At 37.7% G+C, this 13911-nt stretch carries 17 protein-coding genes; 3 read left to right on the top strand and 14 right to left on the bottom strand.

All coding sequences use genetic code 11. The annotated features are described in order from the left end of the window. From EA365_07230 to EA365_07275, 10 genes are all read right to left on the bottom strand, one after another. A partial coding sequence (locus tag EA365_07230; protein TVQ45647.1) for a hypothetical protein occupies positions 1–805 on the bottom strand: 805 nt, incomplete at its 3' end. A 5-nt stretch (positions 806–810) separates the two neighbouring features. Continuing rightward, the gene (locus tag EA365_07235) at positions 811–1977 is read right to left on the bottom strand and encodes a YjgP/YjgQ family permease (GenBank protein ID TVQ45648.1); all 1167 of its coding nucleotides are present in this window, start codon (positions 1975–1977) and stop codon (positions 811–813) included. A gap of 13 nt (positions 1978–1990) precedes the next feature. Then, positions 1991–2719, bottom strand: a complete 729-nt coding sequence (gene lptB, locus EA365_07240; GenBank protein TVQ45649.1) for an LPS export ABC transporter ATP-binding protein — start codon at positions 2717–2719, stop codon at positions 1991–1993. A 2-nt stretch (positions 2720–2721) separates the two neighbouring features. Continuing rightward, complete coding sequence (locus tag EA365_07245) at positions 2722–3177, bottom strand: OstA family protein (GenBank protein TVQ45650.1); 456 nt, start codon at positions 3175–3177, stop codon at positions 2722–2724. A gap of 5 nt (positions 3178–3182) precedes the next feature. Continuing rightward, positions 3183–3554: a DUF309 domain-containing protein gene (locus tag EA365_07250; GenBank protein TVQ45651.1), complete on the bottom strand. Its 372-nt coding sequence runs from the start codon at positions 3552–3554 to the stop codon at positions 3183–3185. Further along, the gene (locus tag EA365_07255) at positions 3551–3919 is read right to left on the bottom strand and encodes a ferredoxin--nitrite reductase (protein TVQ45652.1); all 369 of its coding nucleotides are present in this window, start codon (positions 3917–3919) and stop codon (positions 3551–3553) included. The genes EA365_07250 and EA365_07255 overlap by 4 nt, the downstream gene beginning before the upstream one ends. A 94-nt stretch (positions 3920–4013) precedes the next feature. Continuing rightward, positions 4014–5018 carry a PstS family phosphate ABC transporter substrate-binding protein gene (locus tag EA365_07260; GenBank protein TVQ45653.1) on the bottom strand — a complete coding sequence of 335 codons (1005 nt, stop codon included), beginning with the start codon at positions 5016–5018 and terminating at the stop codon, positions 4014–4016. Between the two features lie 164 nt (positions 5019–5182). Continuing rightward, positions 5183–6058: a PhzF family phenazine biosynthesis protein gene (locus EA365_07265; protein TVQ45654.1), complete on the bottom strand. Its 876-nt coding sequence runs from the start codon at positions 6056–6058 to the stop codon at positions 5183–5185. After that, positions 6051–6287 (bottom strand): YgiT-type zinc finger protein, encoded by a 237-nt coding sequence (locus tag EA365_07270; GenBank protein ID TVQ45655.1) that lies wholly within the window; start codon positions 6285–6287, stop codon positions 6051–6053. Before EA365_07270 ends, EA365_07265 begins: the two co-directional genes overlap by 8 nt. Next, entirely contained in the window at positions 6271–6594 is a 324-nt protein-coding gene (locus tag EA365_07275) for a DUF4258 domain-containing protein (GenBank protein ID TVQ45656.1), read from the bottom strand. The genes EA365_07270 and EA365_07275 overlap by 17 nt, the downstream gene beginning before the upstream one ends. Positions 6595–6695: 101 nt before the next feature. On the opposite strand from EA365_07275, the gene gatB reads away from it, so the two are divergent. Further along, positions 6696–8183: an Asp-tRNA(Asn)/Glu-tRNA(Gln) amidotransferase subunit GatB gene (gene gatB, locus EA365_07280; protein ID TVQ45657.1), complete on the top strand. Its 1488-nt coding sequence runs from the start codon at positions 6696–6698 to the stop codon at positions 8181–8183. A gap of 30 nt (positions 8184–8213) precedes the next feature. Then, positions 8214–9455 carry a bifunctional ornithine acetyltransferase/N-acetylglutamate synthase gene (gene argJ, locus EA365_07285; GenBank protein TVQ45658.1) on the top strand — a complete coding sequence of 414 codons (1242 nt, stop codon included), beginning with the start codon at positions 8214–8216 and terminating at the stop codon, positions 9453–9455. A gap of 427 nt (positions 9456–9882) precedes the next feature. Here argJ and EA365_07290 read toward each other — a convergent pair whose 3' ends face one another. The 4 genes from EA365_07290 to EA365_07305 form a co-directional block, all read right to left on the bottom strand. After that, positions 9883–10152 (bottom strand): 50S ribosomal protein L27, encoded by a 270-nt coding sequence (locus EA365_07290; GenBank protein TVQ45659.1) that lies wholly within the window; start codon positions 10150–10152, stop codon positions 9883–9885. 8 nt (positions 10153–10160) lie between these two features. Next, a complete protein-coding gene (gene rplU / locus EA365_07295; GenBank protein TVQ45660.1) occupies positions 10161–10547 on the bottom strand; it encodes a 50S ribosomal protein L21 in 387 nt (128 codons plus the stop codon). Positions 10548–10623: 76 nt separating this feature from the next. Continuing rightward, complete coding sequence (gene chrA / locus EA365_07300; GenBank protein ID TVQ45661.1) at positions 10624–11760, bottom strand: chromate efflux transporter; 1137 nt, start codon at positions 11758–11760, stop codon at positions 10624–10626. 2 nt (positions 11761–11762) lie between these two features. Next, complete coding sequence (locus EA365_07305; GenBank protein ID TVQ45662.1) at positions 11763–12185, bottom strand: hypothetical protein; 423 nt, start codon at positions 12183–12185, stop codon at positions 11763–11765. Between the two features lie 217 nt (positions 12186–12402). Between EA365_07305 and EA365_07310 the strand changes: the two genes are divergently transcribed. Continuing rightward, positions 12403–13896 carry an asparagine synthase B gene (locus tag EA365_07310; GenBank protein ID TVQ45663.1) on the top strand — a complete coding sequence of 498 codons (1494 nt, stop codon included), beginning with the start codon at positions 12403–12405 and terminating at the stop codon, positions 13894–13896. Positions 13897–13911: the final 15 nt, after the last annotated feature.

The raw sequence follows: 13911 nt of genomic DNA on the forward strand, positions 1-13911 counted from the left end.
GTTGTTGAAGGTTGGCTAATTCTTCGTCTTTTTGAGTAATTATTACGGGGAATTCTCTTACTTGTTGTTGTAAGGTAGCTAACTCATCTTCTTTTTCTTGAACTCTAGATTCTAAGTCAGTCAACTCTTGATCTTTTTTTTTAATAATTTCTATTGAGTCTTCTAACCCTTGTTGAAGATTAGTTAATTCTTCGTCTTTTTGGTTAACTTTACCTTCTAAATTCTCTAACCGTTGTTGTAGATTAGTTAATTCTTCGTCTTTTTGGTTAACTCTAGATTCTAAGTCAGTCAACTCTTGATCTTTTTTTTTAATAATTTCTATTGAGTCTTCTAACCCTTGTTGAAGATTAGTTAATTCTTCGTTTTTTTGGGTAACTCTACCTTCTAAATTCCCCAAATCTTGTTTGAGAGTGACTAATTCGTTTTCTTTCTGTTCAACTCTAGATTTTAAATCTCCTAACTCTTCTCGCAGAATAGCTAGCTGTTCATCTTTTTGGGTAACAATTTCTTGTGAATCATCTAGTATTTTTTGGAGAGCAGCTAATTCATTTTCTTTCTCTTGAATTTGACTTTCTGATTCTCCTAACTCTTGTTGTAAGGTACTCGTTTCCTGCTTTAAAGTTTGATATTCGTCTGTTAACTCAGCTAATTTTTGTTCTCGTTCCTCTAATAACTTTAGTCGTTCATTTTCTTTTTCAACTTCTACTTTTTTCTGAAATTCCTGGATATTTCCCCATGCACCTAATAAGATAGCCAGTAATAAGACACCAAAGACGAGAGAGTTAACAAAATTAAACATTTCCATGGTTTTTAACGAGCAGATTTAACTAATAAATAAGTACCAGAAACTAACCCAAAAAAGTTAGGTAACCAAGCAGCCATAAAAGGAGATAAAATACCCCAAATTCCTAGAGAACTAGAGAAAAATGAGAATAAGTAATAACCAAAAATAAGAACTACACAGATACCAAAGCTTGTAGCTCGGTTAGTATGAGTTGGTTGTAAACCTATCACTGACCCAATTATACCAAAAACTATGCACACAAAAGGAAGAGAAATTTTTTCTTGAATACGCACTTTTAGCTTACGTATTCTTTGTTCATCCCCACTGAGACGGAGAATCTGTAAATATTCTTGAGCTTGCACGATATTCATTTCACTATGACTACGACCGCGTTGAGCTAAATCTAATGGTGCTCTAGGAATGGCTAACTGTTGATGTTCAAAGCGAACAATATTGCGATAAGAACCATCGGTATCGATAATATAGATAGTACCATGAAAAAAGTCCCAAACATTATCAACAATATTCCAAGAAGCGGTTTTAGCTGTCAAAATTTGATTGACATTCTCTTGAGAGCGATCTAAGATTGTTAAACCAATCATATTGCGACCATCGAATTCTTCAGCGTAGAATAAACGATTTAAGACGGTTTCTCTGCTACCATCGGGACGTTCAACTCTTTTGTATTCGGGATAGATAATATTATTTTCTTTAAAATCTGGTCTTTCTCTACTTAAAGCTTTTTCTAGGGTAACTGCAGCTTGATAATTTGCCATAGGAGCGATAAAATTATTAAAGAAGAAAGTTAAACCAGTAATAAAGATACTCAGAATAAGTGCAGGGATAATCAAACGATAGATACTAATTCCTATACTGCGCAGAGCAATTAATTCACTATCAGAGGATAATCTGCTATAAGCCATTAAAGTAGCTAAAAGCATAGACATAGGAAAAGCTAGAACGATAAATTCTGGCATTTTTAGCATCAAGATTTGAAAAGCGACGCTAGGGGGTAAACCTGACTCGGTCATTTTGCGGACTAACTCGAAGACTATACCAATGGATAAACCCAAAGAAGTAAACAACCCCATACCAAATAACAAGGGTACAATTAGCTCTAGGATAAGATAACGATCCATCAATGAAGAAAAAAGAGGTAGTGAAGTAAGAGGATTCTTTTTATTAATATTCATGGTGTGAGTGTGATTAGAGTTGAAACTTATCCCCTAAATAGTACTGTCTAACAAGAGTATTATTGTATAGTTCTTCAGAAGTTCCTGAAGCGAAGATTTGACCATCACGCATAATATAAGCGCGATCTGTGATTGCTAAAGTTTCTCTGACGTTATGATCTGTAATGAGAATACCCATAGAGCGTTTTTTTAATTGAGCGATAATTTCTTGAATTTCTGCTACAGCAATAGGATCAACACCTGCAAAAGGTTCATCAAGAAGTAAAAATTTAGGACCTGTCATACTTACCGCGAGAGAGCGTGCTATTTCGGTTCTACGTCTTTCCCCTCCTGAAACTTGCGATCCTTTGACGTGAGCAAATTTTTCCAGACGAAATTCTCGCATTAATTCTTGGAGACGTACTTCTTTAAGTTGGGGGGGAATTTTAGCTTGTTCTAATACTAACAGAAGGTTTTCTAATACAGTAAGATTACGAAAAATACTAGCTTGTTGGGGTAAATAACCTATTCCTAGACGTGCTCTTTGATTAATGGGCATACTAGTAATATCAATATCTTCTAACCAAACATTCCCCTCATTAGGTTTAATTAAACCAGTAGCGATATAAAAAGTGGTGGTTTTTCCCGCACCATTAGGACCGAGTAAACCAACGATTTCTCCAGGAGATACTCTCAAATTAACCCGATTTACTACGCAAAGTTTACCATAGTATTTATGGATGTTTTCCAGAATAATAGCCACGGTTAGTTTTCTGAATTTAAATTGTCTTCAAAGAGAATTACTGGTTCTTCTTCTTGATTATCAGTAATTATATAGATGGATTCTACCTGTTGATCGTTTCTCGGAGTGGCGATAAACCTTCCTTGATCGATTAAATAGGTCATGTTTTCTGCTCGCATACTATTACCATTTTGCAAAACATAAACATTACCAGTGAGGACTAAACGACGTTCTTTACTAAAATATTGTGCTTGAGTTGCGGTTGCTTGGATTTGTCTAGCGGGATAATAGATTTTTACGTTACCTCTAGCGGTGATAATTCCCGTCTCTGAGTTGGCTTCTTGTATATCAGAACGTACTGTGAGAGCATTTTCTAAATCGGTAGATTGGGCGATCGCCTCTAGATTGAGAGTCAAAGCGGCGATCGTTCCTCCCCAAATCAGACCGAATAAACACAATAAACGAGAGTATTTTAACATAATGGCTATTTAAAGCTAATTTTTGGTACTGATGTCACTAAATTTACTCTCAACTCAGGATCTGATTCTTGTAATTGTTTTAATAAATCTAGACTCTGAGTCAAAAAATCAGTGATATCAATCCCATAGTAACTTGGTTGATAACCTTTAAGTTTGTTACTCCCTTCCCCTAAGAGAATCATTGCACCACGCCAATTTTGATTACCAAGATGATAACAGGCTACAGCTATTTGTAAGATACCCTGATAAAAGCTGCGATCTGGCTCTAAAGCTTCCATCCATAAGGCTTCTAGAGTATCATGACAAGCATAAAATTCCTGTTGATTAAACAAGGCGATCGCTTCGGTAAATTCTGATTCAGTCTCAGCAGAACTCAAAGAGACATACTCTCCTGGACTTCTTGGAGTTCTTCGATAGTAATATCTTGTCTTGTTCCTGCAAAATCGTTATCTGGGGTAATAAACAGCATACAGTGACATTCTTTACGTTCTCGCATCGGAACACAAGGACAATTCCAATAGGTGTTTTTTACTTCTGCTTCTTTATCTTCGTAGTGCCTACATGGACAAAGAGGGGCACCTAACTCTTCTTTATGTTTAGCTAATCCTTGAATAACCACAGCGGTTACGGAAGGATCAACACAGAAATAGGTATCTGTGCGTTTAGCGTATTGTTCAGAAAAGTTTTTCATCGCTAATAAGGTTTTATCTTGTCCGGTGTGATTGGTTGCTTCTGAAGTCATTGGATTTAATTTCGTTTTAATAGTTATTTTATATCTTAAGGGAAAGCAGGACAAAGTTAAGGTGTAGGGTTATTCTCTACACCCTAACCCATAATTAAAATTGTTGTTCTCGCTGTAGAACTTCTAAAATAGTCAGATTAGGTTCAGGAACACCATTAAAGACAGTACCTACTTTACCTTGAGTAAAGCGGACAAAACCAATGTGATAAGCTTCTTCTGGTAAGGGTATATAACCTACTTGTTCAATAATTCTGGTAGCGTTTTTGAGGTAAAAATCAATGAATCTACGAAATTGAGGGTTTTTTTGTGCAGACTGAATATTGACGTAAATAAACAAAGGACGAGATAAGGGTTGATAGGTATTATTTTCGACGTTTTCCCTAGTGGGTGCAACTCCATTAACGCTTAAAGCTTTTAATTTATCTTGATTGAGGAAGTAATAAGATAAACCAAAATATCCTAAGCCTCCTAAACTTTGGTTGACTCCTTGTACTAAGATATCGTCGTCTTCACTAGCAACAATATCACTACGAGAAGTATTGGCGTTGAGAATCGCTTCGTTAAAATAATCGTATGTTCCCGAGTCAACACCAGGAGCAAATAAAAGCAATCCTTCATCTTTCCAAGCGGGGTTAACTTGTTGCCAGTTGGTTATTCTACCTTGGGCTGATGTTTCCCAAATGGTTTTGAGTTCTTCTGTGGTAATGTTATCAACCCAGTCATTGTTAGGATTGACTACTATAGTTAAAGCGTCAAAAGCAACGGGTATCTCAATATATCCTATCCCATTAGCTCGACAAGTTTCCATCTCTTGGTTAGAAATAGGACGAGAAGCACCGTTAATATCGGTTTCTCCTGCACAGAATTTACGAAAACCTCCTCCAGTACCAGAAAAGGAGACAGATACTTGTAAATCTCCCGCTTCTTGTTCAAATGCTTGCTGTATCGCTGCAGTAATTGGATAGACTGTACTAGATCCGTCTATATCAATAACATTATCAGCGACTCTCTCGGGGATTTGAGAGTAACCCCTACCTGCAGCTAGGGTAAATACAGCTACTAATAGACAAAGAAAAATACTCAACTTAGAAATCTTCATAAACAGTTATTAGGGATAGTGATTTCATACTCAAGTATAGTTGCTTCTCTTTCTCTTGGATTTTCTGTGTATCCTAGAATACACTAATTTTCAGGGAAGAGGGGAAGTGTGGGGAGTAGGGAGAGTATATTATATAGGAATAATAACTTATAATACCTAACACCTCATAAAAAAATACGACCTTCACTGACTAAAACAGAATTTCCCCCTACTCTAATAGAGTAAAGTTGACTATCTTGACAATCAGCTGAGGCTTTTAATAAACTAGGACGACCCATTTCTAAACCTTGTTCTATAATCCATTCTAGAGTACCCGAGGAGTGTAAGTTATCTTTGACTAAATAAGCAGCTAAAGCGGTTGCACCTGATCCTGTAGCGGGATCTTCGCTTATACCTAAAGCAGGAGCAAACATCCGCGCGTGAATATCTGCTTCTTTAGCTACTGTTTCTCTTGTAAATAGATACAAATGGGGTGACCAATAACAGCTTAAAATCTGCTCCCATAATGGTAGATTAAGTTTAACTTGACCGATAACCTCTAAATTAGTTAAATGTATAAATAGAAAAGGTAAACCACAAGAAACAGCAGCTATATCCAGGATATCTGCGGGATTAATGTTTAAGATTTGGGCAAGATCTCTTGTTTCGGGTAATGTTTTCTGATATTCTGGAGTTGTGGTTGAAGTTAGTTCTGTATAACCAGTTTCAGGTTCAATTTTTACTCTTATTGTTCCCACTCCTTCTTCAAAAACTAGAGAAGATGTAGGTTTAATTCGACTCAATAAATAAGCTGTACCTAGGGTAGGATGTCCCGCAAAAGGTAACTCAGCAAATGGGGTAAATATGCGCAATCTATGAGTATGAATGGGTTTTTCAGGAGGTAAGACAAAAACCGTTTCTGAGAGGTTAAATTCTCTAGCGATTTGCTGCATTTGAGAGGTGGTTAACCCTTGAGCATCGGGAAAAACCGCTAAAGGATTACCACCAAAAATTTGTTGCGTAAAAACATCTATAGTATAATAATTATAGGTTCTAGTCATCACAGTCAGAAAAATTAAATACCAATGTTTGGATTACTTCTTGAGGTTGGTTGTTTTGCCAAATAGTTTTTTGCAGACGTTCCACAGTTTCAGGAGCAAAAAAACGCTCTCCTGTTTCTAGACAAACCCTAGCAGGAACATTTTTGATTAAATATAGTTTACCGTTGACTTCAATAGTATAATTTACTTTCTTTTCCACTAAAGTTTCTTGTCTAAATTCCGTTGACATTTTTCTTTCTCCTTAACTTAAAATTAATCCACAATTGAGGATCTGGTTCATATATAGTAATAATTTTTATTAAAGGTCTATCTGGATAACTACAATGGATATGTAAGACTTTACCAGCTAAAGTAACTCCCCCAATCAAGCAACTTGCACCATATTTATCATCGGGATAATCTTCGATAACCTCACTTTGTTCTATTGCTTCTTGCAATTCTTGAACAGCGATTTGACGAAAAATAGTTGGGTCAAGAGCGTGTTGAGAAAATTCAAATTGGTTTTGTCTAACTTTTTGACGAATTTTCTCAATCATTTTGATTCTATTTTAACACAAAGCAATGATAATTAGTGCTTAAACCGTACCATAAATTCTACAATATAATAAAACTGTCTTAACAAAGGGTAAAAAGTTTCATGACAACCGCTACATCCACTAAAACAGAATATGAAGTAATTATCGGGTTAGAAACCCATTGTCAACTCAAAACCAAAACCAAAATCTTTAGTGCAGTATCTACAGAGTTTGGCACACCTCCTAATGAGAATATCTCCCCCATTTGTCTAGGTTATCCAGGCGTATTACCAGTACTTAACGAAAAAGTCTTAGAATACGCAGTTAAAGCGGGTTTAGCTCTTAATTGTGCAATCGCTCCCTATAGTAAATTTGACCGTAAACAATATTTTTACCCCGATTTACCCAAAAATTATCAAATCTCTCAATATGATTTACCAATCGCTACTAATGGTTGGCTAGAAATAGAATTAGTAGATAAACAAACAGGGGAAGTCACTCGTAAAAAAATAGGCATCACTAGAGCCCATATGGAAGAAGATGCGGGTAAACTGGTACATGGGGGAAGCGATCGCCTTGCTGGCTCAACTTACTCTCTGGTAGATTTTAATAGAGCAGGTGTGCCATTATTAGAAATAGTTTCAGAGCCAGATTTACGCTCAGGTGCAGAAGCTGCGGAATACGCTAGAGAATTGCGTCGTATAGTGCGTTATCTCGGGGTGAGTGATGGTAATATGCAAGAAGGCTCTCTGCGTTGTGACGTGAATATCTCTGTACGTCCTGTAGGACAAAAAGAATTCGGTGTTAAAGTAGAGATTAAGAATATGAACTCCTTTAACGCTATTCAAAAAGCCATCGAATATGAAATAGAAAGACAAACTCTAGCTATTGAAGCAGGAGAAACTATCCGTCAAGAAACCAGACTCTGGGAAGAAAATAACCAACGTACCTCTAGTATGCGCTCAAAAGAAGGCTCTAGCGATTATCGTTATTTCCCTGAACCAGATTTACCCCCTATTGAAGTATCCCCAGCCCAAAAAGAAAAATGGCGCTCAGAATTACCAGAATTACCTGCGCAAAAACGTCACCGTTATGAGCAAGAATTAGAATTATCTGCTTATGACGCGCGAGTATTAACAGACGATCGCACCATCGCTGAGTATTTTGAAGGAGCGATCGCCACAGGTGCTAATCCTAAATTAGTAGCAAATTGGGTGACTCAAGATATTAGCGCCTATTTAAATAATAACAAACTCAGCATCACTGATATAGCTCTGACTCCAGTAGCGTTAGGTGAATTGGTAGAATTAATCGAAAGTGAAACCATCAGCGGGAAAATCGCTAAAGATATCCTCCCAGAATTACTGACTAAAGGTGGATCACCTAAAGCCATAGTAGCAAGTAAAGGTTTAAGTCAAATTTGTGATCCAGAAGCGATCGCTAAAATTATCGACGAAGTCTTACAAGCTCACCCCAAAGAGTTAACAGCTTTCCGAGGTGGTAAAACCAAATTAAAAGGCTTTTTTGTGGGACAAGTGATGAAAAAAAGTGGTGGACGTGTAGATCCAAAATTAACTAATCAGATTCTAACAGAAAAGCTAGAATCATAAGATTGACAATTTTTGACAAAAACAACAACCATGACAGATATCAAAGAAATACCGGGAGGAATTACCGCAGCTAAAGGTTTCCAAGCAGCAGGATTAGCCGCGGGTTTAAAACCATCAGGAGCAAAAGATTTAGCCCTGATTTGGTCAGAAACAGAAGCGATCGCCGCGGGAGTATTTACGACAAGCCAAGTCAGAGCAGCTTGTGTAGATTATTGTCGTCAGATACTCCAGGGTAAAAACAGCATTCGCGCTATCTTATGTAATGCAGGGCAAGCCAACGCAGCTACAGGAGAGCCAGGCTGGCAAGACGCCCTAGATAGTGCTGCTGTAGTAGCTAAAACCCTACAAATAGCACCAGAATCAGTTTTACTAGCTTCTACTGGTGTGATTGGTAAACGTATCCTCATGGATAAACTCACCGTAGCCATTCCCGAGTTAGTAGCTTCCCTCTCTAGTGACGGGAACGAAAACGCATCTAAAGCGATTATGACTACGGATTTAGTCCCTAAAACCATCGCCCTGGAAACAACTATAGGCGATCGCCCTGTGCGCATTGGTGGAATAGCCAAAGGATCAGGGATGATTCACCCCAATATGGCTACTATGCTCTCTTTCGTAACTTGTGATGCTATGGTATCTACCCACCTCTGGCAAGAAATGCTCTCTCGTGCAGCTCAAAAGAGTTTTAACCAGATTACCGTAGATGGGGATACTAGTACCAATGATACTCTCATCGCCTTAGCTAATGGTCAATCTCGCACCCCCACTATCACCGAATTGAATAAAGATGGACAAAAACTAGAAGCTATGCTGACAGCTGTCTGTCAATATCTCGCTAAGGCGATCGCCCGTGATGGTGAAGGGGCTACCTGTTTAATCGAGGTACAGGTTTCTGGTGCATCTGATCAAACCTCAGCCTTACAAGTTGCACGCACCATTGCAGGTTCATCTCTAGTTAAAGCCGCTATCTTTGGACGAGATCCTAACTGGGGACGTATCGCAGCAGCAGCGGGTCGCGCTGGGGTTAGCTTTCATCAAGAAGACTTACGCATTAAATTAGGTGACTTCCTGCTGATGGATAATGGACAACCTCTAGCTTTTGATGCTCAAGCAGCTAGTAGTTACCTCAAAGCTAAAGCCGAGGGAGCTTATTTACAAGATGATACCGTTTTGATTTCTGTCTGTTTAGGTAATGGCTCAGGTACAGGTACAGCTTGGGGTTGTGATTTAAGCTATGATTATGTTAAGATTAATGCTGATTATACTACCTAATTTTTTTTAGGAGTTGACTCTAATCAGAGATTTAAGCTACTTATCGGTAAAAACAGATATTTTCAAGATATCATTGATTAAATCCTTAAAATGTGATAATCTTAAAAAGATCGGTATTGCACCGTGCTTGAGGCGGTAAAACAAGTAGGAGTGCTGTCATCGCCCAAAACTTGTTATTAAAAAGCCTTCTCAACGTCTCCCCAGACGTAAAATTGTCAAACAGGAAGTGCTAGAAAAGTTTTTCTAGCTTTGAGGGATACCTCCTTTTGAGTAGAAATACTTAAAAGCTATTGCTAGTAAAATAAGGCTTTGTGTCGTGTTTTACCGCCTAAATGTATCAGTAACCTCATTCTGGCATATTGGATATGGTGCGTTAAGTAACGCACCCTACTAAAAGAAATAACCCCCGAATTTCGGGGGCTGTTTTTTAAACTGCTGCGGTTTCTTGGGGATAAACGCTGATTTTTTGGCGTTTTCTATCTTTATATTCAAATGTCACTACCCCATCAACTAAAGCGAAGAGGGTATCATCTCCACCACGTCCAACATTTTTACCTGGGTGAAATTTAGTACCGCGTTGTCTAACTAAAATACTACCAGCGCTGACTACTTGTCCACCGTAGCGTTTTACTCCTAGTCTTTTAGAATTAGAATCACGTCCGTTACGTGTACTTCCTGTTCCTTTCTTATGAGCCATTTTTACTCCTATCCTGCTACAGTTGTTGCTTCAGGGGTTTCTGTTTCTTCTGTTTCACTGTAAGTGGCGATCGCCTCACCATTGATACTGATGGAATTAATCATCAGACGGGTTATTTCTTGACGATGTCCGCGTTTTTTACGAGTTTTCTTTTTAGGTTTCATTTTATAGACTAGCACTTTACGTCCGCGTCTATGTTCTAATACTGTTCCTTCTACGGTTGCTCCCTCTAAGTAGGGTTGACCAACATGGATATCATCTGCGTTTTGGACTAAAAGAACTTTGTCTATAGTATAGTCAGATTCTGGCTCTACATGAAGTAATTCTATATCATAGAAGCGCCCTGGCTCTACGCGCAGTTGTTTGCCACCTGTTTCAATAATTGCGTAAGTCATCAAAGTAGCTAAAATATTTTAAGCGAAATTTATGCACAGACTCTGATTATAGCTCTAAATTCAGTTTAAAGTCAAGTTAATAAATAAAAATTCCTAGTAAACCTCCCATCAACACCAGTATTGGGGTGGAAACTTTGTATCTAAGCAATAAAAACCCACTCAGAATAATTAAGCCTAGACCTGGTAGATTAAAGCTAAAATTACCCCAAGGTTCACTCAGAGTAGCTATACCGAGACGATAGATAACCACAACCATCAAAGCTACTGCGCTGACGTTAACCGCGTCTAAAAACCCACTAGTTAATCTGGAGTTACGTAATTTAGGAATTATTGGCTTGAGTAACAAGACTAAAATAAATGAGGGTAAAAATATACCTACTGTAGCGACGATCGCTCCTGGTACACCTAAGATAATATAACCGATAAAGGTAGCGGTAGATAACACTGGACCTGGGGTCAATTGTCCAATGGCGATCGCGTCTAGTAATTGTTGTTGGGTTAACCATTGATAATTATTAACTAATTCTCCTTCCAAAAAAGCTACTAAAACATAACCACTACCAAATAAGACGCTACCTATTTTCAGAAAAAATAACCCCAATTGCCATAATTTTGGACTATCAGCAGGAGTAGAAGGATTGGTATTTAACAGAAAAATCATCGCACTAGAGAATAAAGTACCCGAAAATCTTCCTAACCAAAACATTCCGATAATTCCACCTAATAGTAAGGCAATTATTTCATTAACTCCCCAGACAACTAAACCCACAACTATTAAACCAATAATCACTAGTTGCCAACTTTTAAGCGCTTTTTTACCTAGTTTCCACAAAGCATTAATAATAATAGTGATAACTATGGGTTTAATTCCTGTTAACAGAGGATTAATTTCTGGTAAAGAGCCAAAATTTTGATAAATAAAGGCTAATATTCCCGTGATTAAAACAGCAGGAAAGATAAAAGAAACTCCCGCTATAATCAAGCCTGGATAACCTCTAATCACATAACCTAGCATTATCGCTATTTCTGTAGAATTTGGTCCGGGAATTAAATTAGTTGCTCCCACTAAATCTAGAAAATGTCCTCTATCTAGCCATTGTTTACGGTTAATTACTTCATCTTCCATCATCCCTATATGAGCAGCAGGACCACCAAAACCTACTACTCCTAGTTTGCCAAAAACTAGGGCTATTTCTTTCAGTGATGCCGACATAATTATTCTTGTTGTTTAATTAGTTTTTTCAGGTTTTCCTCTAATTCTTGTAACTGCTCTAATCTAGTTTCTAATTCTAGACGTGTTTGAGTTATTTCCTGATTTTTAGCTGTTAACTCCCGTCTCCATTCTTCTAGTCGTTGCTTTTCTTGTTCTAAACTTTCTGGTGAGATTTTATCTGAATTTAAATAGAGATTCACTAAATTTAATACCCAGTCTTTAGCTTCTTTTATATCAATAAGATTTTCATTTTCATCAAGATTAACTAAAACTAAAACTCCTTCATTCAAATAATATAAGTTATCTATAATAACAATTTCGGGATGACAAAGACTCCAAGTCAGATTACTTTCTTGGTAGGCTATTAGTTGTAAAATAATGCTATCTGGATTACAACTATTTTTGGCTTGGGCTAAGTATAGCATAAAAGTACAGATAATTTAATTAGCGATAGACTTTATACTTGCGCATTATAACGGTAGATTATTGTTTCAACACCTCTACCGTACTTGTGGTAATAAATAACACAAAAATAGTTATAGGCAAAAGGCAAAAGTGAAGAAAGTGTAACTTTAGAGACAATTTTCCCCATAATGCCGAAAAAGCCACTAAACTATTCAAGGAAACTCAAGGAAATTTAAAATGTGTGGAATTCTTGGGGTTTTTAGTCAAAACCCAACCAATCAAGATAATTTTGCAACAATGCTATCGACCTTAGTTCATCGAGGACCAGATGACAGTGGCATTATCAAACAAAATAACTTGCTTTTAGGACATCAACGTCTAGCAATTGTGGATGTGGTGGGGGCACACCAACCCTTTAAAGATCAGGAAAATAAACGTTATGTTATCTGCAATGGAGAAATTTATAACCATGAAAAGCTGCGCCAAGAATTTGGTTCTAACTATGCCTTTATTTCCCAAGGCGATAGTGAAGTATTACTCCCCCTTTACCAACGATTTGCTGAAGAAGTGACCAACTACCTAGATGGTATGTTTTCTTTCGTCATAAGCGATGGTCACGAATTGTTCGCTGCTAGAGATCCCATTGGGATTAAACCCCTCTACTATGGCAAGGTTGATGATTCCCTGTTTTTTGCCTCAGAAATCAAAGCCCTAGCTGAACATACTGATGAAATTTACGAATTTCCCAACGGTCATTACTATCGTCGGGAAGAGGGCTTTATTCCCTATTACCAGTGGCCTGAAGAACCCCAGGAGATTCTCACGGATGCAGATACTATAATAGCTAAAATTCGCTCCTGTTTATCTCAAAGTGTAGAAAAACGCTTGATGTCTGATGTACCTGTGGGGGTTTTTCTCAGTGGTGGCTTAGATTCTAGTGTTATTGCTGCCTTGATGGCTGAACACCTGCCGGAATTACACTCTTTTTGCGTAGGACTTCCCCATTCTCCTGATTTAAAGGCAGCGCGTTTAGTAGCGGAACATTTGGGCACTATTCATCATGAATATGTTTATACTGAGGCAGAAATGCTGGAATTACTGCCAGATGTCATTTATTATCTGGAATCTTATGACCCAGCTTTAGTGCGTAGTTCTATCCCCTGTTATTTCGTTTCTCGCTTAGCTAGTGAATATGTAAAAGTAGTTCTCAGTGGCGAAGGTTCTGATGAATTATTTGCCGGTTATAGTTACTTTGCTGATTATAATGATTCGGCAGCTTTACATCAGGAATCTATTACTATTCTCAAAGGTTTACATAACTTAAACCTCCAAAGGGTAGATCGCATGACTATGGCTAACAGTCTAGAAGCGAGAGTCCCTTTTTTAGATACAGAATTTATTGAATTATGTCTCAGGATTGATCCTGCCTTAAAACTATATCAGACCTATGGCATCGAAAAATGGTTACTACGTAAAGCTTTTGAAGATAAGTTACCCGAAGCAGTAGTATGGCGGGATAAGATGGAATTTGCCCAAGGCTGTGCATCTTCTACAATTCTAGCGGAGTATGCTAAGGCTACCATCAGTGACAGCAAATTGGCAGAAGCAATATGTCAGGAATTTCCCATAAAAGACAAAGAAGGGTTATTATACTATCAGATTTTCCAAAGTCATTTTAATAACCCTGAGATAGCGAATCTCGTGGGAAGATGGCAGGGAACTTTACACTAACTCAAGAGGATTGGA

This window comes from Gloeocapsa sp. DLM2.Bin57, assembly GCA_007693955.1.
Taxonomy (GTDB): Bacteria; Cyanobacteriota; Cyanobacteriia; order Cyanobacteriales; family Gloeocapsaceae; genus Gloeocapsa.

Bases quoted from the DNA above. Each gene is read 5' to 3' on its own strand.
- EA365_07270 (TVQ45655.1), bottom strand. From the start codon at position 6,287: ATGTCAACGGAATTTAGACAAGAAACTTTAGTGGAAAAGAAAGTAAAT.
- argJ (TVQ45658.1), top strand. From the start codon at position 8,214: ATGACAGATATCAAAGAAATACCGGGAGGAATTACCGCAGCTAAAGGT.
- rplU (TVQ45660.1), bottom strand. From the start codon at position 10,547: ATGACTTACGCAATTATTGAAACAGGTGGCAAACAACTGCGCGTAGAG.
- EA365_07265 (TVQ45654.1), bottom strand. From the start codon at position 6,058: ATGACTAGAACCTATAATTATTATACTATAGATGTTTTTACGCAACAA.
- EA365_07275 (TVQ45656.1), bottom strand. From the start codon at position 6,594: ATGATTGAGAAAATTCGTCAAAAAGTTAGACAAAACCAATTTGAATTT.
- EA365_07305 (TVQ45662.1), bottom strand. From the start codon at position 12,185: ATGCTATACTTAGCCCAAGCCAAAAATAGTTGTAATCCAGATAGCATT.
- EA365_07235 (TVQ45648.1), bottom strand. From the start codon at position 1,977: ATGAATATTAATAAAAAGAATCCTCTTACTTCACTACCTCTTTTTTCT.
- EA365_07255 (TVQ45652.1), bottom strand. From the start codon at position 3,919: ATGACTTCAGAAGCAACCAATCACACCGGACAAGATAAAACCTTATTA.
- chrA (TVQ45661.1), bottom strand. From the start codon at position 11,760: ATGTCGGCATCACTGAAAGAAATAGCCCTAGTTTTTGGCAAACTAGGA.
- gatB (TVQ45657.1), top strand. From the start codon at position 6,696: ATGACAACCGCTACATCCACTAAAACAGAATATGAAGTAATTATCGGG.
- EA365_07260 (TVQ45653.1), bottom strand. From the start codon at position 5,018: ATGAAGATTTCTAAGTTGAGTATTTTTCTTTGTCTATTAGTAGCTGTA.
- EA365_07310 (TVQ45663.1), top strand. From the start codon at position 12,403: ATGTGTGGAATTCTTGGGGTTTTTAGTCAAAACCCAACCAATCAAGAT.
- EA365_07245 (TVQ45650.1), bottom strand. From the start codon at position 3,177: ATGTTAAAATACTCTCGTTTATTGTGTTTATTCGGTCTGATTTGGGGA.
- EA365_07290 (TVQ45659.1), bottom strand. From the start codon at position 10,152: ATGGCTCATAAGAAAGGAACAGGAAGTACACGTAACGGACGTGATTCT.